This is a genomic window from Pseudomonas tremae (assembly GCF_001401155.1).
Taxonomy (GTDB): domain Bacteria; phylum Pseudomonadota; class Gammaproteobacteria; order Pseudomonadales; family Pseudomonadaceae; genus Aquipseudomonas; species Aquipseudomonas tremae.
Genome location: NZ_LJRO01000422.1, coordinates 15,511 through 36,855, shown reverse-complemented (window position 1 = coordinate 36,855; position 21,345 = coordinate 15,511). Strand labels below are relative to the sequence as shown.

12 protein-coding genes and 1 pseudogene are annotated in these 21,345 nt (G+C 60.6%); 10 read left to right on the top strand and 3 right to left on the bottom strand.

The features are described from left to right. Nucleotides 1–131: 131 nt before the first annotated feature. Nucleotides 132–2,147, bottom strand: coding sequence for an excinuclease ABC subunit UvrB (uvrB, locus tag ALO43_RS22920; protein WP_024671146.1), 2,016 nt, complete (start codon nucleotides 2,145–2,147; stop codon nucleotides 132–134). A gap of 388 nt (nucleotides 2,148–2,535) precedes the next feature. Here uvrB and ALO43_RS22915 point away from each other — a divergent pair, with 388 nt between their 5' ends. Further along, nucleotides 2,536–3,732 carry an amino acid aminotransferase gene (locus ALO43_RS22915; RefSeq protein WP_054998109.1) on the top strand — a complete coding sequence of 399 codons (1,197 nt, stop codon included), beginning with the start codon at nucleotides 2,536–2,538 and terminating at the stop codon, nucleotides 3,730–3,732. Between the two features lie 246 nt (nucleotides 3,733–3,978). Continuing rightward, nucleotides 3,979–4,293 (top strand): hypothetical protein, encoded by a 315-nt coding sequence (locus tag ALO43_RS22910; RefSeq protein WP_005893711.1) that lies wholly within the window; start codon nucleotides 3,979–3,981, stop codon nucleotides 4,291–4,293. A gap of 62 nt (nucleotides 4,294–4,355) precedes the next feature. Here ALO43_RS22910 and pvdQ read toward each other — a convergent pair. After that, nucleotides 4,356–6,661 (bottom strand): annotated as a pseudogene (pvdQ, locus tag ALO43_RS22905) (bifunctional acylase PvdQ). Between the two features lie 196 nt (nucleotides 6,662–6,857). On the opposite strand from pvdQ, the gene ALO43_RS22900 reads away from it, so the two are divergent. Genes ALO43_RS22900 through ALO43_RS22890 form a run of 3 tightly spaced genes read left to right on the top strand, consistent with a single transcriptional unit; the run spans nucleotide 6,858 to nucleotide 11,397 of the window. Continuing rightward, complete coding sequence (locus ALO43_RS22900; protein WP_054998108.1) at nucleotides 6,858–8,030, top strand: efflux RND transporter periplasmic adaptor subunit; 1,173 nt, start codon at nucleotides 6,858–6,860, stop codon at nucleotides 8,028–8,030. Next, nucleotides 8,031–10,001: a MacB family efflux pump subunit gene (locus ALO43_RS22895; protein ID WP_053931303.1), complete on the top strand. Its 1,971-nt coding sequence runs from the start codon at nucleotides 8,031–8,033 to the stop codon at nucleotides 9,999–10,001. Nucleotides 10,002–10,008: 7 nt separating this feature from the next. Beyond that, a complete protein-coding gene (locus tag ALO43_RS22890) occupies nucleotides 10,009–11,397 on the top strand; it encodes an efflux transporter outer membrane subunit (RefSeq protein ID WP_054998107.1) in 1,389 nt (462 codons plus the stop codon). A gap of 99 nt (nucleotides 11,398–11,496) precedes the next feature. On the opposite strand, the gene pvdP is transcribed toward ALO43_RS22890, so the two are convergent. Next, on the bottom strand, nucleotides 11,497–13,131 hold the full coding sequence (pvdP, locus tag ALO43_RS22885) for a pyoverdine maturation tyrosinase PvdP (protein WP_053480943.1): 1,635 nt from the start codon (nucleotides 13,129–13,131) through the stop codon (nucleotides 11,497–11,499). 182 nt (nucleotides 13,132–13,313) lie between these two features. On the opposite strand from pvdP, the gene pvdM reads away from it, so the two are divergent. From pvdM to ALO43_RS22860, 5 genes are all read left to right on the top strand, one after another. Then, nucleotides 13,314–14,708, top strand: a complete 1,395-nt coding sequence (gene pvdM / locus ALO43_RS22880) for a pyoverdine-tailoring dipeptidase-like protein PvdM (RefSeq protein WP_005893698.1) — start codon at nucleotides 13,314–13,316, stop codon at nucleotides 14,706–14,708. Next, nucleotides 14,701–15,984 (top strand): pyoverdine-tailoring periplasmic protein PvdN, encoded by a 1,284-nt coding sequence (gene pvdN, locus ALO43_RS22875; RefSeq protein WP_054998106.1) that lies wholly within the window; start codon nucleotides 14,701–14,703, stop codon nucleotides 15,982–15,984. The genes pvdM and pvdN overlap by 8 nt, the downstream gene beginning before the upstream one ends. Nucleotides 15,985–16,032: 48 nt before the next feature. After that, nucleotides 16,033–16,905, top strand: a complete 873-nt coding sequence (gene pvdO / locus ALO43_RS22870; RefSeq protein ID WP_053931306.1) for a dihydropyoverdine dehydrogenase — start codon at nucleotides 16,033–16,035, stop codon at nucleotides 16,903–16,905. A gap of 68 nt (nucleotides 16,906–16,973) precedes the next feature. Further along, complete coding sequence (locus ALO43_RS22865) at nucleotides 16,974–18,638, top strand: cyclic peptide export ABC transporter (protein ID WP_005893693.1); 1,665 nt, start codon at nucleotides 16,974–16,976, stop codon at nucleotides 18,636–18,638. 305 nt (nucleotides 18,639–18,943) lie between these two features. Next, entirely contained in the window at nucleotides 18,944–21,175 is a 2,232-nt protein-coding gene (locus ALO43_RS22860) for a TonB-dependent siderophore receptor (protein ID WP_053931307.1), read from the top strand. Nucleotides 21,176–21,345: the final 170 nt, after the last annotated feature.

Below are 21,345 nucleotides of genomic sequence, written 5' to 3'. Positions count from 1 at the left end.
GGAGTGGACTTGTCCACGATCTGCCGGGAACCGGCAGCAAAATCGGGGCGCGCGGTACATCATGCGCAACCTGGGCAGCCCGGGTCAGGGCTTGTTTATCACACTGGACACTCAGGATAACGACCTGCGGATCAAACCGTCAGCAACCGCTCTCGCAACTTGCCGATTTCGTCGCGCATCTGTGCAGCGGCTTCGAATTCCAGGTCGCGGGCCAGCTGGTACATTTTTTCTTCAAGTTGGCGAATGCGCTTGTTTATCTCGCTCGGCGAGCGAAGTTCGTTCTCGTAACGGGCGTTTTCTTCGGCGGCCTTGGCCATGCCTTTGCGCTTCTTGCTGCGCGAGCCCGGCACGGTGGCGCCTTCCATGATATCGGCGACGTCCTTGAACACGCCTTTGGGCGTAATGCCGTGCTCCAGGTTGAACGCGATCTGCTTCTCTCGGCGCCGCTCGGTTTCGCCGATGGCGCGCTCCATCGAACCGGTGATCCGGTCGGCATACAGAATGGCCCGGCCATTGAGGTTACGTGCTGCACGGCCGATGGTCTGAATCAGCGAACGGTCCGAGCGCAGAAAGCCTTCCTTATCTGCATCGAGAATGGCCACCAGCGACACTTCCGGCATGTCCAGGCCCTCACGCAGCAGGTTGATGCCCACCAGCACGTCAAACGTACCCAATCGCAAGTCTCGAATGATCTCGACGCGCTCCACTGTGTCGATGTCCGAGTGCAGGTAACGCACACGCACGCCGTGGTCGCTCAGGTAATCGGTCAGATCCTCGGACATGCGCTTGGTCAGCGTGGTGACCAGCACCCGCTCCTCCAGCGCCGCACGCTTGTGGATTTCCGACAGCAGATCATCGACCTGAGTCAGCGCCGGACGAATCTCGATCTGAGGGTCCACCAGACCGGTCGGCCGCACCACTTGCTCGACAACCCGGCCGGCGTGTTCCGCCTCGTAATTGCCCGGTGTCGCCGAGACAAAAATGGTCTGCGGGCTAATTGCTTCCCACTCGTCAAAGCGCATGGGTCGGTTATCCAGCGCCGATGGCAGGCGGAAACCATACTCGACGAGGGTTTCCTTGCGCGAACGGTCGCCTTTGTACATCGCACCGACCTGCGGCACGCTGACGTGAGACTCATCGATTACCAGCAGGGCATCGGCGGGCAGGTAGTCGAACAAGGTCGGCGGCGGCGCGCCGGACGGACGACCCGACAGGTAACGCGAGTAGTTTTCGATGCCATTGCAGTAGCCCAATTCCAGCATCATCTCCAGATCGAAGCGGGTGCGCTGCTCCAGACGTTGAGCTTCCACCAGCTTGTTCTGGCTGCGCAGGTATTCCAGGCGTTCCTGCAGCTCTACCTTGATGTTTTCCATCGCCTCGACCAGCGTTTCTCGAGGCGTGACGTAGTGGCTCTTGGGATAGAAGGTAAAGCGCGGCAGCTTGCGAATCACCTCGCCGGTCAGCGGATCGAATGCCGACAGACTCTCTACTTCGTCATCAAACAGCTCGACACGGATCGCCTCGAGATCGGACTCGGCCGGGTAGATATCGATCACGTCACCACGCACGCGAAAGGTCGCACGGGCAAAGTCCATGTCGTTACGGGTGTATTGCAGATCAGCCAGGCGCCGCAGCAAGGCACGCTGGTCGAGTTTATCGCCGCGATCAATGTGCATGACCATGCGCAGGTAGGTTTCCGGACTGCCCAGACCGTAGATGCACGACACCGTGGTGACGATGATCGCGTCCTTGCGCTCCAGCAGCGCCTTGGTCGCAGACAGGCGCATCTGCTCGATGTGGTCGTTGATCGACGCATCCTTCTCGATGAACGTATCCGACGACGGCACATAGGCTTCAGGCTGGTAGTAATCGTAGTAGGAGACGAAATATTCGACGGCGTTGTTCGGGAAGAACGCCTTGAATTCGCCATACAACTGCGCAGCGAGAGTCTTGTTCGGTGCCAGTACCAGCGTGGGCCGTTTGATCTGGGAAATGACGTTGGCGATGCTGAACGTCTTCCCCGAACCGGTTACCCCCAGCAAGGTCTGGTGTGCGAGCCCCGCGTCGATCCCTTCGACCAGTTGGCGAATGGCCTCGGGCTGATCGCCGGCTGGCTCAAAACGGGTGACGAGCTGGAACTCGGACATAACTTACCTCTTGAATGATTCGCGTGTGCTTCGCTGGCGTGGATCCGCTGGCAACCCAAGCGCGTAAAGGGTTCGCCGATGCGTGAGTGGCGCAGGGGCAAAAACACCGCCGACGCCGATTCCCGCCAGGGAGCAGACGTGCGATGTTTTGAAGTGATGACTAATAGATGGAGTCATATATCCGCCTTTCAAGGCATCCACTTAAAGCATTGAGGTTTTAACCGAACGATCGTTCTGCAAATATGCGTAAAAACCTTGAAAAAACCCGCCCCGCCCTGTCGCTCGCAAAGGGGATGCTCTCTATACTAGCCTCTGTTTACGCACCGCTTTGGCGCATCAAGCCGCAGCGTGTATCCCCTTCCCACTCTTCATCAAGAGCCGCCGCACAATGAGCCTGTTCTCCGCTGTCGAAATGGCACCCCGCGATCCGATTCTGGGTATCAACGAAGCATTCAACGCCGACACTCGCACCACCAAGGTCAACCTTGGCGTGGGCGTCTACTGTGATGAAGACGGGCGTATTCCTCTGCTGCGTGCCGTGGCTGAAGCGGAAAAGATCCGCGTCGCCCAACATGCACCGCGCGGCTACCTGCCGATTGACGGTATTGCCGCCTACGACCAGGCCGTGCAAAAGCTGCTGCTGGGGGCCGAGTCGCCATTGATCGCTTCGGGCCGTGTGTTGACCACTCAATCGGTCGGCGGCACGGGTGCGCTGAAGATCGGTGCCGACTTCCTCAAGCAACTTCTGCCCAACGCCGTTGTAGCCATCAGCGACCCAAGCTGGGAAAACCACCGCGCGCTGTTTGAGACCGCAGGCTTTCCGGTAAAGAACTATCGCTATTACGACGCGGCCACGCACGATGTGAACCGCGCCGGCATGCTCGAGGACCTGCACAACCTGCCGAACAACTCGGTGGTTGTCCTGCATGCCTGCTGCCACAACCCGACTGGCGTAGATCTGAGTCTGGACGACTGGAAAAAGGTCCTGGAAGTGGTCAAGGCCAAGGGCCATGTACCGTTTCTGGACATGGCGTATCAAGGCTTCGGTCAAGGCATCCAGGAAGACGCGCTGGCAGTGCGCCTGTTCGCCGAGTCGGGCCTGACCTTCTTCGCCTCCAGCTCGTTCTCGAAATCTTTGTCGCTGTACGGCGAACGTGTCGGTGCGCTGTCGATCATCACTGACTCAAGGGAAGAAACCGTTCGCGTCCTGTCACAGGTCAAACGCGTGATCCGCACCAACTATTCCAACCCGCCGACCCACGGCGCGATCATTTCTGCTGCGGTCCTCAACGACCCGGCACTGCGCACCATGTGGGAAGAAGAACTGGGCGAAATGCGCGTGCGTATTCAGGGTATGCGCAAAGCGATGGTCGAGCGTCTGGCCGACAACCCGGCCGGTCAGGACTTCAGCTTCGTCGGCCGTCAGTGCGGCATGTTCTCCTACTCCGGCCTGACCGCCGCACAAGCCCAGCGCCTGCGCAGCGAATTCGGCATCTACGCGCTGGACACCGGACGTATCTGCGTAGCGGCGCTGAATCAAAAGAACATCGATGTAGTCTGCGACGCGATCAAAAAGGTGCTTTAACCTCTCATCGCGAATTTGTATTTGTCAGAGCGAACCGCGCAACGTTTCGCTTGTTCGCGAAGGCGGTGTTCCAGTCGATGTATCTTCATGGACTGGACAGCGTTCTTCGCGAACATCGCGTATCCGCTAGCCTCAGCCGCAACACTCCGTCACGCACCACCACTCAGCAAATGCATCGAACGATCCCGCCTGCAGTCCCTCGAAACTATGTCAGTACATTTTTCTGAACCAGATAGCGAGGTACTCATGTCTACTGAACCGCAACGCCAGAAAGAACCGACGCCTAATCAGGACGCGCCTGCAGAACCGGGTCCGGACCGTAACGATATAGCCATCGAGCCGCAGGTTGCGGATGTAGGGCCAGAAACCGAAAAGGGTGGTGCCCAGAAACAAGGCCAGACCCCTGCCCCCAGCCAAAGCCAGTCGCAGAGCCAGACTCAGTCGTCAGGCGACAGCGCCTACGTGCCGGACCACGAGCTGGAGGGGAAAAAGACCCAGGAGCAGCGCAACCACCAACAAACCCAGGGTGTCGACGCTGACATCGACACTCAGGGCGGCTAAAACCGTTACAGCGCATTTGGGCCACACGGTCCAAACGCGCTGCCATTGCCTCTGGGTTCGAGCTATTCCTTGATGACCTGCACCTCATACGCGGGGTCAGCCTTTATCTGCTGCTCGGTGAACGGCAGTGTGCTCCACTGTTTTTTCGAGAAGGCTTCGGTCTGATCCGCTGAATGAGCGGACTGCGGGTTGCTCGACTCGGAAAACACCAGCAAACCCTGCGCCTTGAGACCCTGCTCGTCGAACGTCACCACTTGCAGGTAGCTGCTGCCACTGACCACTTCGCGCTTGCCATCCTTGCCAGCAACCGTCTGTATGGCGTTGTAGACGCCGAGCCCCGCCGGTCCCCCGTGAATCGGAATCGGTTTGCCGCTGAGACTGGAAACCTGAATGTCGCCCCATTTACTCTCGGCGGAAAGACCTGACTTGGCCACCTCATCCATCGCAGCCAGCATGGCGGCGCGCAGTGCGGTGGCGACTTCCGGGTACTCGATGGCCAGCCCGCTTGGTGTATGGACCGGGTCCTGCGGGTCGAACACCACGCGCCAGCGAGACGCAACGTTTTGCATGGACTTCATAATCTGCTGAAAGTACACAAAGCCGATGCCACTGTTCAGATCAGCGTGGCCGTCCCAGACTTTCAGCGCGGCACACAACGGCGCCAGACGCGCAGCATCGTCACCCAGCTGCGAGGCGCAGAACTTCAGCAGATCCGGCAGCACTTGCCCGGCCTGATACACCTCGTTGTCCATGACCATCGCTTGCAGGTTTTCGAGGCTGACCTTGCCTGATCTTTCAAGATTGGCCAATCGATCCAGCGCAAAACGTGCGCGCTGGCCCAGCGGCTGTCCGTCCTGACTGATCAGCGGTGAAAAGTCTTTCAACGGTGCAGCCGGGTTGACCATCCAGGCCGAGTCATTGGAGTGCTGCACGAAATCAGTCCGCAACAACTGCGGCTGGCGTGACGAAGGATAAATACCTGCTTGCGCCGCCTGCGGGGAAACGTCCCAGTTGCACTGGCTGCGTGAGCCGTCCAGCACGATCAACTCAGTACCAATACGCGGGTCGCTGCATTTGGCGAGTTTCACTGCATCAACGTTCGGCTGTACAGCGACTGCCCATTGGCATCGACCGCCAGGGTGTTGACCCACGGGATGCCCTGAATCTTGTGTACCGAATCCTGAAACGCCTTGAGGCTGTCAGCCTTGTCCATTGCATACCACTGCTGCAGCACCCGATCGTTTTCCAGGTTGGCGTCCCGCAGGCTGAAGGCGAATTTGTCGTCCCAGTCCAGCTTGCCCGGCCACTGCACCACCGGGCCGAACGTCGATGAATAGATGATGTGCGGCACGGCCTTGAGGCTGCCGTCCGGCTGTTTCACCTCGACACTCACCTGCTGTTTGCCCATTGCGATGGATTTGCCGTCCAGCAGGTAGCGAGTCGAGTCCTTCGGATCGAGCTGCAAACGGTGCAGCGTGAAGTGCTTCGACGTATCGACGGTATGGCTCCAGGCCAGATGCTGGTTGAACCCGATGTTGATCAACGGCAGGCCGGGCAACGCTGCGCCCATCACGTCCAGCTTACCGGGAATGGTCAGGTGCATTTGATAGAAGCGCATGCCGCCGCCCCACGGAAAGTGCGGATTGGCGAGTAGCATGCCGTGGCCGTTGGCAGACAGATCACGCCCCACCGCCACTGCATTACTGCCGCGTTCCAAAGTAAAGCGCTCGTTGCGGACAGCAGCCATCTGCAGGGTTTGAACCTGCTGCTGATCAACCTGCAAGGGCTTTTGCACAGAAGGCGGCTTGGCCCCGGCAAAGGCTTCGGTGAACTGCCCGACTCCGCCTTCGACCAACAGGCGGCGCGTTAGACGCACCAGATCATCAGTGTTGATCGGCCGAAGCCATTCAGCCGCGCACGCTTGCGGCAGGCCCTTGGCCTTCTGCTCCTGCAGAGAACGGTTGTAACCAGCCACATAGCCTTGCATCAACTGGCGAATCTCCGGCGGCTGCGCCTTCCAGAAATCCACCAGCGCCTCAGGCGTGTTGAGCCACTTGAACAATAGATCGCTGGCCATGTTGTTACGCTGCTCAAGGGTCGCCTTGTCCGGCCCGAAATAGCGCGAACGCTCGCCGTTGACGGTAACGATTTCATTGGCCAGCAGGCAAAGGTTGTCCTGCGCATAGGCATAACCGATGCCGAAACCCAGACCTCGCTCGTCGTCCGCGACGATGTGCGGCACGCCAAAGCCGGTGCGCCGGATCTCGGCGCCAGCGGCCTTTTGTTCATGCGCAACCAGCGCCTGTGCAGGCAATATCACTGCAAACGAAAGACCTGCAAACAGAAAACCGGGCAATGCTCTGGACATAATCACGCTGACTCCAACTCCACGAGACGACCCGAATTAGCCGCTCCCGTTAAACGAAGTGCGGGCAGCGATTTTTAGCTAAATCGTACAACCCGTGCATGGCGCTAAATTCCTGCTTCCATCCAACGTTTAAAGGGCAGCCCTATTTGAAGAGCCGCTCTGGCGCCGTTGTCTATATCCCCACGCAGGACTCTGCATGAAACGCTCTCGACATCTTCGACGCGCCCTCCTCGTGGCGCTGTGCCTGTTCCCGGTCATTGCCGTGTGTGCGTGGCAGATCCTGCCCGACGCCAGAAGCAATGCATCGACCGTGACCGTGACCCGCGCCACTGTCGAAAACAGCGTGACCGCGCTGGGCACTCTGCAGCCGCGCAGCTACGTGGACGTTGGCTCGCAGGCCAGCGGGCAGATCATGAAAATCCACGCGCAAGTTGGCGACCAGGTCAACGAAGGCGATTTGCTGGTGGAAATCGACCCATCGACACAAAAAGCCAAACTCGATGCCGCGCGGTACGCCATCGATAATCTCAAGGCGCAGTTGCAGGAACAGCGTGCGCTGCACGAACTGGCCGAGCAGAAGCAACAACGGCAGAAAAGCCTTGCTGCGGGCGGCGCCACTCGCGCTGAAGACGTGCAGGCCGCGCAGTCGGAATTTCGCGCCACCCAGGCCAGAGTCGACATGTTCAAGGCGCAGATTCTCGAAGCCGGGGCGGCGCTGCGCAGTGACGAAGCGGCGCTGGGTTACACCCGCATTTACGCGCCCATGAGCGGCACCGTTGTCGCGCTGGATGCCCGCGAGGGTCAGACCCTCAATGCGCAACAACAGACCCCGTTGATTCTGCGCATCGCCCGGTTGTCGCCCATGACCGTTTGGGCCGAAGTCTCGGAAGCCGACATCGGCCACGTCAAACCGGGTATGACGACCTACTTCACCACGCTCAGCGGCGGCAACAGGCGCTGGAGCAGTACCGTGCGGCAGATTCTGCCGGTGCCGCCCAGACCGCTGGATCAGGCCAATCAGGGCGGCGGCAGCCCGAGCAGTTCGCGTAAAAGCGGCGGCGGCCGGGTGGTGCTCTATACGGTTTTACTGGACGTCGACAACAGTGATCAGGCGCTGATGGCAGAAATGACCGCACAGATTTTTTTTGTCGCTGGCAAAGCCGAAAACACCCTCACGGCTCCCCTTGCAGCACTGCAAAACGGCTCCCGGACCGATATCAAGACTGTGCAGGTACTGGCCGCCAACGGCGAAGTCCAGAATCGTCAGGTACAAACCGGGATCAGCGACCGTCTGCGGGTGCAGATCATCAATGGGCTCAGCGAAGGTGATCGCCTGCTGGTGCCCGCTCCCGTCGGCAGCGGAGGCTGAATGCACACGCCGCTGATCGACCTGCGGGGTATCCGCAAATCCTACGGCGGTGGCGACAGCCCGCTGGTCAACGTGCTGCGCGGCATTGACCTGTCGATCCACGCCGGCGAGTTCGTGGCGATTGTCGGCGCGTCCGGCTCGGGCAAATCGACATTAATGAATATCCTCGGCTGCCTGGATCGCCCCACGTCAGGGGAGTACCTGTTTGCCGGAGAAAACGTTGCCGAGCTGGGCAGCGACGAACTGGCCTGGCTACGCCGTGAAGCATTCGGTTTTGTGTTTCAGGGCTACCACCTGATACCGTCCGGCTCGGCACAGGAAAACGTCGAGATGCCGGCCATTTACGCCGGTACACCAGCCGCCGAGCGTCACGCCCGGGCCGCCGCCCTGCTCGACCGGTTGGGCCTGGCATCACGCACCGGTAATCGCCCGTATCAGTTGTCCGGCGGCCAGCAGCAACGGGTGTCAATCGCCCGCGCTTTGATGAATGGCGGGCACATCATCCTCGCCGACGAACCCACGGGTGCGCTGGACAGCCACAGCGGCGCTGAGGTAATGACCCTGCTGGACGAACTGGCCAGCCAGGGCCATGTGGTGATTCTGATCACGCATGACCGGGAAGTGGCAGCGCGCGCCAATCGGGTCATCGAGATCAGCGACGGTCTGGTGGTAAGCGATACCGCCGGCGATACGACCGCGCCGCTTGCAGCCAACCCGGCGGCGTTGCAGGCCGTCGATCTGCGCAAGCGCCTTACCGAAGGCAGCGGCAGTCGCGGCGCCTGGAAAGGCGAATTGCTCGACGCGGTTCAGGCGGCGTGGCGGGTCATGTGGATCAACCGTTTCCGTACTGCGCTGACCTTGCTGGGCATCGTCATCGGCGTCGCGTCTGTGGTGGTCATGCTCGCTGTCGGTGAAGGCAGCAAGCGCCAAGTCATGGCGCAGATGTCCTCGTTCGGCTCGAATATCATCTACCTCAACGGCAAGGCACCCAACCCGCGCGCACCGAAAGGCGTCATCACGCTTGAAGAAGTCGCCGCACTGGGCGAGTTGCCCGAGGTAAAAATGATCATGCCGGTCAACGGCGGACAGGCCGGAGTGCGCTACGGCAATGTCGATCACTCCAGCTACGTCGGCGGCAACGACACGCACTTTCCGGCGATTTTCAACTGGCCTGTGGCCGAAGGCAGCTATTTCAGCGAGGCCGACGAGCAAAGCGCAGCCGCCGTGGCAGTGATTGGTTACAAGGTTCGTCAGAAGCTGTTCGGCGAGCGCATCGACCCAATCGGTCAATACATCCTGATCGAAAACGTGCCGTTTCAAGTGGTCGGCGTGCTCCAGGAAAAAGGCGCGACCTCGGGCGATCTGGACAGCGATAACCGCATCGCCATTCCTTACTCATCGGCCAGCATCCGACTGTTCGGCTCGCAGGACCCTGAGTACATCACCATCGCCACCCGCGACGCCAACAACGTCAAGCAGGCCGAAGCAGCGATTCGCAGCCTGCTGCAACGTCTGCACAACGGCAAGCAGGATTACGAACTGACCAACAACGCCGCAATGATCCAGGCCGAAGCGCGCACTCAGAACACCCTGTCACTGATGCTCGGCTCGATTGCCGCCATTTCGCTGCTGGTCGGCGGCATCGGTGTGATGAACATCATGCTGATGACCGTGCGTGAACGCACCCGTGAGATCGGCATCCGCATGGCCACCGGGGCACGGCAGCGTGACATTCTGCGCCAGTTCCTTACTGAAGCCGTGATGCTTTCGGTAGTCGGGGGGCTGGCCGGTATCGTGCTGGCGCTGGGGATGGGCGCGGCATTGCTCGCGAGCAAGGTGGCGGTGGCCTTCACCCTGTCTGCGGTGATCGGTGCCTTTGCCTGCGCGCTCGTCACCGGAGTGATTTTCGGCTTCATGCCTGCCCGCAAAGCTGCCCGGCTTGACCCGGTGGCGGCCCTTACCAGTGAATGACCATTCGATGAAGCCATGCCTTTCCCTGCTGACCGTCTGCCTGCTGCTGAGCGCCTGCCATGCGCCTGCCCAGCGCATTGAAAGCGGCATCCAGCCACCGGCGAGCTGGGCGTTTGCCGAGCGCGCCGCCGCGCAGCGCAGCGACGCCCGTTGGTGGCAGCAGTTCGGCAGCCCGGAGCTGAACCGTCTGATTGGCCAAGCCAGCCGCGACAGCCACGAAGTCGCTGCAGCGACGGCACGCGTTCGCCAAGCCCAGGCAACGGCCATCATCGGCGGTGCGCCGCTGCTGCCGGAACTCGCGTTCAACCTGCGCGGCGAGCGTAACAAGTTCGTGCGCAACAGCGACCGCAAGGCCAACCCTTCCGACGACAACAACACCAATAACTTCACCAGCAACCTGACGGCCAGCTATGAAGTGGACTTCTGGGGCGGCATAGCGGCCGGGCGCGACATTGCAATACAAGGCCTGCGTGCCAGTGTGTTCGACCAGGCGACCGTGGAGCTGACCCTGCTCGGCAACGTTGCCGACCGTTACGCACAAACCCTGGCGGCGCGTGAACAAGGCCGGATTGCCGGGCTGAACCTGGGCAATGCGCAGAACGTTCTGAAGCTGGTGCAGACCCGTTATGACTCGGGCTCAGCCACTGCGCTGGAGCTGGCACAGCAGAAGAACCTGGTGGCGGCTCAGCAGCGCGAACTGCCGCGCATTCAGCAACTGGCCAACGACCAGTTGATCACCCTCGCAGCGCTGCTCGGTCATCCGGTGCAGGACATCGAGCTCGACGATCAGGCTTTCGACAGTCTGAGCTGGCCGGACATCAACGCTGGCGTGCCCAGCGACCTGCTGACCCGCCGTCCCGATCTGGCCAAGGCCGAAGCCGAACTGGCAGCGGCACAGGCCAACGTTACGGTAGCCAGGGCGGCGATGCTGCCGAAACTGACGCTGAGCGCCAGGCTGGGCACCGAAGCGACCCGCGCAGAGGACTGGCTGCGCGCACCGTTCAGCAGCCTGGCGGCAGGGCTGGTCGGGCCGATCTTCAATAATGGGCGCCTAGGGGCCGAGCGTGACAAGGCCACGGCACGTCAGGAAGAACTGCTGGAAACCTATCGCGGCGCGATTATCAACAGTTTCGCCGACGTGGAAAAAGCCCTGAACAGCATCAGCGGCCTTGACCAGCAACGCTATTGGCACGAAGAAGAACTCAAACAGGCGCAGGCCGCCTTCCGCATCGCCCAGAGCCGTTATGAAGCCGGTGCAGAGGGTTTGCTGACGGTGCTGGAAACCCAACGCACGCTGTACCTGGCGCAGGACGCGAGTGTGCAGTTAAGGCTCGCACGCTTGCAGGCGAGCATTGCACTGTACAAGGCGCTGGGTGGGGGTTGGCAGGTACGCTGAGCGAGTCACGATAGAAACACCACTATCATACGACGCAGAGCGTCTAGTACTGCATTCCCAAGCCAGAGCGTAGGGAACGATAATCTCGACTACCGTTCGCTAAAACCACCTCTCCGGCAACAGATTCCTTGCATACCAAGGCCTGCGCGGCACGCGGCGCAGCAGGTTGCTCAGTTTGTCATCCGCCGCAAAGGTAATCCGTAGCGCGAGTTTCATGACTTCCGGGTCCATTTCCATGGTTGTACCGGCGGCCTGTCCCGGCACGGTGCTGCAGCCATGGGTTTCCGGCCCCAGCCACGGGTCGCTGACTTCAACCCAGCGACCCGGCGCGAACCATGGCACGCCGTTGACTTCCAGGCGCTTCACTTCGCCCGGATGGAAGCGTTCGTGGGCGCGAAACCAGTCATCTATGCGGTCGTCGATCCAGCCATGGAACATCCAGAACACCGGGTTCACATGCGATGAAAACGGGTCGGCCAGAAAGTCGTTTTCCGGCTCGAACCAGCGCTCGGCAAAGTCATCCGAACGACGTGCCATCGGCACCGGCTGGCCATTGGCCGGGTCGCGGGCCACCGAGGCCCAGCGCATGTGTAACCAGTCATGCAGTTCCAGCTCGACCTGCGAACCAAACTGACCCAAGGTCAGCTTCGACAGAAAGCGCGGATCGCGATACTGCGATTCCCAGACCTGAAAATGAGTGTGATAGGTTTCCTGACTTTTGATGTCGCTAACCAACTGCGTGTATTCCTCATCACCCTGCGCCAGCCAGTTGGGGGGCAAGGCGCAGCCATCGTGATTATCAAAGTAGCGAGCGAAACCCAGCCGGTCGCGCTCCAGTTCTGGTTGTGGCAGCGGAAAGCGCGGCCACGACGGCAGGTTCTGAATCTTGCGGGCCTGGATCAGCATGTGCCGGTGCATATAAAAAAAGTCTTCACCCGAACCGTTACGATCCTTGTGCGGGCCACGCGCATCGCGCTCTTTCGCGCGCGGCCCTGGCTGCCAACCGATACCGCGCAGGGCATCGCGTTTGTCTTCGGGCAGCTTGTGCCATTTATCCCGAGACGCATGCCAGAGCTGGTGAAACAGACGATGCTCCCTGGAAACCAGCCAGGCCAGAAACGGCGGACTCAAACCCACCCGCTCCCGCGCTTCGGGGAAAACCTGTTTGATGGCGATCAGGCGGTTTTCCAGCTCCGGCAGGGCCAATGGCCGATCCAGTCGCTCGACACGCCCGCTCAGCGTGCCGCTGCCGGCATTGCCGAACGCGCCCCAGACTTCATCGAGGGTCAGGCTGAATTCGTAATCCGGGGTGTCGCTGTGCGGATCATTGCCCGCATGGCCGTCCATGACCCGCAGATACAGTTTCCCGGCATTGGCCGGTTGCAGGTCGCCGATCACCCGGAAGCGCGGCATGCCATCGCAGCGCAATTTCTCGGCTGTGTCGATATAACCGCGCAGGCCACGACCACGCGGGGCAATGTCGAGAAACATTTCCAGGCCTTCGAGCGGCGCACCGCCAAGCCCTGCGTCGCGCCCTTCGAAACGCAGGGTCCACACGCCACGCAGCTTGTCAGCCAGGCGCTGAGTAGCGGTATCGGCGGGCCCTGCCGTGGCCTCGCCCGGCGTTACCGGCTCGTCGACGCGCGTGAGTTCACGATGCGCGTAATAGGCAGCCGGAAGCGCCGCGCCAGTCACCGCCAGCCCTGCCATGAACCCTCGTCGAGAAATCGTCATTACCCTACCTGTTCCAGCACCGATACAGCCGTTATCCAAGCTAGAACGTAAACCCGACGATTAAATTTAGGTGGCTGACTCCATAGACAGTCAGGCGCTAAATTTTTCGCCCATCCGCTCGTTCTCCACCAGATAGCAACGGCCGTCGCAGGCTGTGCCACGGTTAATCAAACGAGACGGAAATGACAAGACCGCGTTGGAAAAAGACTCTCTTCATCGGCTTGCCGCTGGCCTTGGTAATCAGTGCAGGCGCGGGTTTTATAGCCTGGAATTACTGGTCGCCAGCCGGTTACCCGGTCAAAGTGATGAAGCAGGCTGACGACCTGCAAGAGCGGATCATTTCCTTCGACAGTCACATCACCGTGCCGATGAAGTTCGGCAGCGAGGGCAACGAGGCCGACAAGGACGGTTCAGGGCAGTTCGACCTGGTGAAAAGCGCACGCGGACGCCTGTCCGGAGCAGCACTGACAGTGTTCGGCTGGCCGGAAATCTGGAACGGTGACAACGCCCCACATCGACCGACACCCGGCTTTGTCGACGAAGCGCGCCATCAACAGGAAGTGCGTTACAAAATCATCACCGGCATGGTTCGCGACTTTCCCAACCAGGTCGGCATTGCCTACACCCCTGACGACATGCGTCGCCTGCACGGCGAGGGCAAGTTTGCGATCTTCATCAGCATGCTCAACGCCTACCCGCTGGGTGATGACCTGAACCTGCTGGACCACTGGACGGCGCGCGGCATGCGCATGTTCGGCTTCAGCTACGTCGGCAATAACAGCTGGGCCGACTCTTCGCGTCCCCTGCCCTTTCTCAACGACACACCTGACGCGCTAGGCGGCTTGTCGGAGATCGGCAAGCAAGCCGTGCAGCGCCTGAATGATCTGGGCGTGATCATCGACGTGTCGCAGATGTCGAGCAAGGCGCTGCTGCAGGTCAGCCAGTTGAGCCGCACGCCAATGGTCGCCTCGCACTCGGCACCGCGCGCACTGGTGGACATCCCGCGCAACCTCAGTGACGAGGAAATGCAGCTCATCAAACAGAGCGGCGGTGTGGTGCAGATCGTGGCGTTCCCGGCGTATTTGAAGCCACTGACCCAGAAAACCCAGGACAAGCTCAACGCCCTGCGCAAGGATTTTGACCTGCCGCCACTGCCAAACCTGGCCATGGCGCTAATGCCTGGCGACCCGATCATTACTGTCTGGCCCGAACAACGCTTCGGTGCCTACGCCAGCAAGCTGTACGCGATTCTTGAAGAAGAGCCCAAGGCCACGGTCAAGGATTTCGTCGACGCAATCGATTACACGGTCAGGAAGATCGGTATCGACCATGTCGGCATCAGTTCCGACTTCAACGATGGCGGCGGCGTGAAAGGCTTCAACGACGTCAGCGAAATTCGCAACGTGACCGCCGAGCTGATCGAGCGCGGTTACGCCGAAGCGGACATTACCAAGCTCTGGGGTGGCAATTTTCTGCGCGTCTGGGAGCAGGTTCAGGCTTCTGCGCGTGCGGATGCGCGACAAACCAACCTCTCGAACGCCGCTCCCCGACCATCAGGCGAAAACGCTCATGACTGACCGCAGAACCTTTCTCAAGCAGGCTGGCGTGCTGGCCGCAGCCCTGCCACTGGGCTCCAGTCTAGCAACGGCAGCAACAGCAACCGCCACTCCCGAGCCGATGGCGGCAGACAAGTGGGCGCGCCTGAAACAGTTGTTCGATCAGGACCCGGATTACGTCCACCTTTCCAATTTTCTGGTCACCTCGCACCCGAAACCGGTCCGGGAAGCTATCGAACAGTATCGCGCGCACATCGACCGCAACCCCGGTCTGGCGATGGATTGGGACCTGGGTGAGACTGAGCGCCGCGAACACGAGGTTCGCGTCTGGGCGGGCAAGTACCTGAACGCGCAACCCGGTCAGATCGCCCTGACCGGCAGCACCACCGAAGGGCTGGCGATGATCTACGGCGGCCTGCATGTGCGCCCGGACCAGGAAATCCTCACCACCGAACACGAACACTCTTGCACCCGTGACATCCTCAAGTTTCGTCAGCAGCGCGAAGGCACGCAGGTGCGCAAGATTCGCCTGTTCAAAGACCCGGCTACCGTGTCGGCAGACGAGATCATCGGTTCCATCGCACGCAGCATTCAGCCTAAGACGCGGGTCCTGGGCATGACGTGGGTGCAGTCCGGCAGCGGCGTCAAACTCCCGATTGGAGCCATCGGTGATCTGGTCGAAGAACATAACCGCAACCGTGACGACAAAGACCGCATTCTGTATGTGGTCGACGGTGTACACGGGTTTGGCGTCGAGAACCTGGACTTCCCGGACATGAAGTGTGACTTCTATGTCGCCGGCACCCACAAGTGGATGTTTGGCCCGCGCGGCACCGGCATCGTGTGCGCGCGCTCGGAGCAGGTGAAGGACCTCACGCCGTTGATCCCGACGTTCTCGGAAGCGACCAACTTCGGCACGATCATGACGCCCGGCGGCTATCACTCGTTTGAACACCGTTGGGCCCTGAACGAGGCGTTCAAGCTGCACCTGCAACTGGGCAAAGCCGACGTGCAGGCACGCATTTACAAGCTCAACAGCTACCTCAAGCAGCGCCTCAAGGCTCAGCCCAACGTCGAACTGGTCACACCGATGGACCCGGCGCTGTCGGCGGGCTTCAGCTTCTTCCGGCTCAAGGGTCAGGAAAGCGACGAGGTCGCTGCCTGGCTGATGAAGCAGCGCATGGTCGTCGATGCCGTGAGCCGCGACGTAGGCCCGGTGGTACGTACCGCGCCAGGGCTGCTGAACAACGAAGCCGAGATCGACCGCTTCATGGCCCTGCTCGGCAAGCGCGCCTGACGCGCACGCACTGAATCACCTGTTTTCCGCTTTCAATCGAGACCCGTCATGAAAAATACACTGCTGTCCCTTTCCGCCGTGCTCGGCCTGTTACTTGGAGGCACCGCCCTCGCCGCCACGCCCGTCTCGGTACCCGCGCCCGCGCCCGGTAAGACATTCAAGGACTGCAAGGATTGCCCGGAAATGGTCGTGCTGCCTGCGGGCACGTTCACCATGGGCGCGCCCGAGGAAGAAATGGGCCGCCAGCCTGACGAAGGCCCGCTGCATGACGTGACCTTCGTCAAACCGTTCGCCATCAGCCAGTTTCAGGTACTGGCCGGCGAATGGGACGCCTATATCAAAAGCTCCGGTTACAAAATGCCGGACGGCGACACCCGTCCAGGCCGCGAGTGTAAGGCCGGCAAGCCACGCTACCCGCTGACCGCGCGCCAGCCCGCGGTGTGCATGGACTGGAACGAGGCCAAGGCCTACGTCGAATGGCTGTCCAAGAAGACCGGCAAGTCTTACCACATGGTCAGCGAAGCCCAGCGCGAATACGCGGCACGCGGCGGCAGCAAGGGCTCGTTCCCGTTCCCGATGGACGAAGGCAAACCGTACAGCATCGCCAAACACGCCAACACCTACGGCCCGGAAGACGGTTTCAGCTACACCGCACCGGCTGGCAGCTACAGCCCGAACGATTTCGGCATCTACGACGCCCACGGCAACGTCTACGAATGGACCGCCGATTGCGAGACCAGCAACTACAACGGCGCGCCCACTGACGGCAGCGCGTGGCTGGCCGGCGATTGCACCTGGAAGATGATTCGCGGCAATGACTGGACCGAAGCGCCGATCTTCTCGCGCTCCGGCAACCGCAACAGCCGCCAGCCCGACGTACGTGGCGACTGGCTGGGCTTCCGGGTCGTCCGCGACCTCTGATGGATTCAATACGCCCCGCCACCTGCGACGTACGCGAACGGCACTCACGGACACTGACGAGACACACCATGACCCGCAAAACTGAAAGCCTCGCCCGGGAAACCCTGAGGATCCTCAAGCCGTTCTGGTGGCTGGTGGCGCTGTCAACCGTGCTGGGCATCGTCAGTGGCCTGAGCGTCACCGGCCTGCTGGCCACTATCAACAATGCGCTGAACATGCCCGGCGGGCCAGACACCCACACCGCGCTGCTGTTCGCCGGCTTATGTGTATTGACCCTGGCATGCTCGACACTGTCCAACCTGTCGACCAACTACGTCGGCCAGCGCGTCGTTGCCAACCTACGCCGCGAGCTGGCCGCCAAGGTGCTGGTCGCACCCATCGAGCAACTGGAGCGCTATCGCTCGCACCGCCTGATCCCGGTGCTGCTCAATGACGTCAATACCATCAGTACCTTCGCCCTGTCGGTCGCGCCGATGGTCATCTCATTCACCGTCACCCTCGGCTGCCTGACCTATCTGGCGCTGTTGTCGTGGCAGATTCTGGCACTGACCGTGCTCACCGTGGTGCTCGGCACCGGCGCGCAATACCTGGCCCATGCGTTCGGCATGCGTAGCATTCTGGCCGCGCGTAACAGCGAAGACGAATTGCAGAAACACTATCAGGCCTTGTCGGCAGGTGCCAAGGAACTGCGCATTCAGCGCAAGCGTCGCCAGCATATGCTCGACGAGAAGATTCGCGGTGCCACCGAGCACATTTGCCGCTCGAACATTCGCGCCGCCAACATATTTGTCAGCGCGGAAACCTTCGGTTCGATGCTGTTTTTTGCCGTAATCGGCATCGCCATCGCTTTCCAGGCTATGTGGCCGACCACTGAAAAAACCGTGCTAGGTGGCTTCGTGCTGGTGATGCTGTACATGAAAGGCCCGCTGGAACGCCTGATTACCGCCCTGCCCGGCATCAGCCGTGCGCAGATCGCCATGCGTCGCATCGCCGAACTGTCCTGGAAGTTCTCCAGTCCCGAACCCCACCTGCTGGTCAGCGACCGCCCCAACTCGCTGGCCAATATGCAGACGCTGGAGCTGCACAACCTGCGCTACGACTACCCACCGGTCAAGGGCAGCGATGCTTTTCACCTTGGCCCGGTCGATTTGAGCATCAAACAGGGCGATATCGTGTTCATCGTCGGCGAAAACGGCTGTGGCAAAACCACGCTGATCAAGCTGCTGCTGGGCCTGTACAAGCCGCAACAGGGCGAGATCCGCCTCAATGGGCAGAGCGTCACCCCGGAAAACCTGGATGACTACCGCCAGTTGTTCACCACGATTTTTGCCGACTACTACCTGTTCGACGAGCCGTTGCAAGGCGAGGCTGCGCTGCCGCAGGACGCCGGCAAATACCTTGACCGACTAGACATCGCGCACAAGGTCAGCATCAAGGACGGTGCGTTTACCACCACCGACCTGTCCACCGGCCAGCGCAAGCGTCTGGCGCTGATCAACGCGTGGCTGGACGAGCGCCAAGTGCTGGTTTTCGATGAATGGGCCGCCGATCAGGACCCGGCATTCAGGCGCGTGTTCTACACCGAACTGTTGCCGGAACTGAAGCAGCAGGGCAAGACCATCATCGTCATTTCTCACGACGACCGCTATTTCTACATCGCCGACCAGCTAGTGCGTATGCAGACCGGGCAGATTCAGGTCGAGCAGGTTCAGAGCGAAGCTGCGCCCGCCTGATTCCGGCGCAGTGAAACGCCCCGCCCGGTCAACCCGCGAGCGGGGCTTTTTATTGTCCAGCGCAACCCTGCCAACGACATCAGATAGCCAAGCGCCATCTTTTTCCGCGGTTTGTGAAAAAATCATTAAATAAACGTTATTCGCTTTCGTTCTCATTAACAGCGAACTGCGTGTCAGCCATTTCCCCATGCGGCGCTCTATAAAAAAGTTGCTTTCGCTTGCCCTGTCGATGGCTGAACCCGACTGCGCAGACCTGCACAACGCTTCCAATCTCCTTGCCGATACCCACTGGAAAGAGCCAATTCATGCACAACCCGTCACGTCTCACCCCGCTCAGCAAAGCGTTGATGCTCAGTCAGATGTTCTGCTCCCGGCCGTCAATAGCGGCCATGGGCCTTGCGCTCTGCATGCCGGTCACCACGCAGGCGCAGGAAACCGCTGCAGACGGATCGACCACGACGGGTACGGTCAATCTGGCCCCGACTGCGATCGACTCGCATTACCTGGGTACGACCACTGACGGTACAGGTTCTTACACTACCGGCGCGGTCAGTATCGGCAAGGGCGCGCCGCAGTCACTGCGTGAAACACCGCAATCGGTCAGCGTGGTGACTCGGCAGGTCATGGATGACAACAACCTCAACAGCCTGAGCAAAGTGCTGGAAGACACGCCCGGCATCACGTTCCAGTACCGTAACTTCGGCGGTCATGTGTACACCTCGCGCGGCTTCTCGCTGCTGGCGGAAAGCTTCCTGGTCGATGGCATCGGCGGTCAGGGTTATCAGATCACCGGCTGGATGCAGCCGGACATGGCCATCTATGACCGCGTGGAAGTACTGCGCGGCGCGTCAGGCCTGCTGGTCGGTGCGGGCCAGCCCGGTGGTGCGGTCAATCTGGTGCGCAAGCGCCCGACCGCCGACAACAAATTCTCGATCACTACCCGCGCCGGTTCGTGGGATCAGTACCGTGTCGATCTGGACGGCAGCGGCAAGCTCAACGATTCGGGCACGCTGCGCGGGCGCATGGTGGCGGCCTACGATGACAGCGGGTCTTATCTGGACGGCCGCGACAGCCGCACGCCACTGCTGTACGGCATCGTCGAAGCCGACCTGAACGAGGACACCACGCTGACCATGAGCCTGCGTCGCCAGGAACAAGTCATCAACGGCTACTCGATCTACGGCCTGCCGCGCTACAGCAACGGCCAGTCGCTGGGGCTGTCGCGCTCGACCAATCTGGCGCAGAAGTGGAATCGTCTCGAAAGCGACATGACCGAGGTGTTTACCGAAGTCGCGCACCGTTTCAATGAGGATTGGACCAGCCGCACGTCTTTGACGTATTCGCAGGGTGGGTTTGATCAGGCTATTGCGTTTGCAAGGGGAGCGGTCAACCCTACGACACTGGCAGGCTCTACCTTCCAGAACACACTCTTTCGCAGAGACGAAGTGGACAGCACCGGCCTGAACACTCAACTGGAAGGAAACTTCAACGCTTTCGGCCTCGAGCATCAGGTGACCCTAGGCGCCGACTGGTCGAAACAGAACGCCAATACGCATCAGGCTACTGCCCCAACCCGATCCGCGATCAACATTTTCGACGTCAACCAGAACGCTTTCGCCAAGCCCGCGCGTCCGGCCTGGACCACCGACATCGACACCACCGAAGAACGCGCGGGCCTGTACGCCAACACGCGTATTCACCTGAGCGAGCCGTTGAGCGTGGTGCTGGGCACTCGACTGAGCTGGTATGACTACACGTACGACGTCAAAACCGGCGCAGCCAACAGTTACGAATCCAAACAGACTCAGGAATTCACCCCGTTCGCAGGCGTCATCTATGACATCAACGACAGTTGGTCGTGGTACGCCAGTTATGCAGACATCTTCACCCCGCAGGCCAACTACGTCACCGCTGGCGGCTCGCCACTGGACCCGGCCATCGGCTCCAACTACGAAACGGGCTTCAAGGGTGAGCTGTTCGACAAGCGCATGAACCTGTCGATGGCGCTGTTCTACATCAAGCAAAAAGATGTAGCCGGCGTGGACGTGAACACTACCGAGCTCTGCCCGACCAGCTCCGACGGCTCCTGCTACCTGCAGGACGGCATCAGCCGCAGCAAGGGTGTCGACGTGGAAGCCAGCGGCGAAGTGCTGCCGGGGCTGCAAGTGTTCGGCGGCTATACCTTCAACATGCTGCGCAATAACGGTGATTCGGATGTAGCTTACGAAACGCCGAAACACATACTGCGCCTCAACACCAGCTACAACCTGCCTGGCGCCTGGAACCGCCTGACGCTGGGCACCGGTGTGTCGGCAGATTCGGGCTACGAAGTACCGTTCAACAAACAGCTAGGCGTAGCCGGCAAAGCCATCTGGGATGCCAGGGCGTCGTGGAAACTGGACGAGAACTGGAAGGTATCGCTAAACGCCGAAAACCTCTTCGACCGCAAGTACTACAGCACCTCGATCGCCACAGACCGCTCCAACGTCTACGGCGAACCGCGCAGCTATGTCCTGACCTTGCGGGGGGATTTCTGATCTGAGTCCGTCTGCCAGGATCGAGCCCTCGCTGGAGGGTGCGCAACGATAGGTATCCAGAGGGACACCATCGTGCCCATGCTCCGCGTGGGCATGCCTTTGCGGACGCTCTGCGTCCTGTCGGCGCGGTCTCGGCTTGTGATGCAGAGCTCTACGCACGACCAAACTGA

Excerpts from the sequence above, each read along its gene's own strand:
- ALO43_RS22895 (WP_053931303.1), top strand. The coding sequence starts at position 8,031 with ATGCACACGCCGCTGATCGACCTGCGGGGTATCCGCAAATCCTACGGC.
- pvdN (WP_054998106.1), top strand. The coding sequence starts at position 14,701 with ATGACTGACCGCAGAACCTTTCTCAAGCAGGCTGGCGTGCTGGCCGCA.
- pvdO (WP_053931306.1), top strand. The coding sequence starts at position 16,033 with ATGAAAAATACACTGCTGTCCCTTTCCGCCGTGCTCGGCCTGTTACTT.
- ALO43_RS22910 (WP_005893711.1), top strand. The coding sequence starts at position 3,979 with ATGTCTACTGAACCGCAACGCCAGAAAGAACCGACGCCTAATCAGGAC.
- ALO43_RS22860 (WP_053931307.1), top strand. The coding sequence starts at position 18,944 with ATGCACAACCCGTCACGTCTCACCCCGCTCAGCAAAGCGTTGATGCTC.
- ALO43_RS22865 (WP_005893693.1), top strand. The coding sequence starts at position 16,974 with ATGACCCGCAAAACTGAAAGCCTCGCCCGGGAAACCCTGAGGATCCTC.
- uvrB (WP_024671146.1), bottom strand. The coding sequence starts at position 2,147 with ATGTCCGAGTTCCAGCTCGTCACCCGTTTTGAGCCAGCCGGCGATCAG.
- pvdP (WP_053480943.1), bottom strand. The coding sequence starts at position 13,131 with ATGACGATTTCTCGACGAGGGTTCATGGCAGGGCTGGCGGTGACTGGC.
- ALO43_RS22890 (WP_054998107.1), top strand. The coding sequence starts at position 10,009 with ATGAAGCCATGCCTTTCCCTGCTGACCGTCTGCCTGCTGCTGAGCGCC.
- pvdM (WP_005893698.1), top strand. The coding sequence starts at position 13,314 with ATGACAAGACCGCGTTGGAAAAAGACTCTCTTCATCGGCTTGCCGCTG.
- ALO43_RS22915 (WP_054998109.1), top strand. The coding sequence starts at position 2,536 with ATGAGCCTGTTCTCCGCTGTCGAAATGGCACCCCGCGATCCGATTCTG.
- ALO43_RS22900 (WP_054998108.1), top strand. The coding sequence starts at position 6,858 with ATGAAACGCTCTCGACATCTTCGACGCGCCCTCCTCGTGGCGCTGTGC.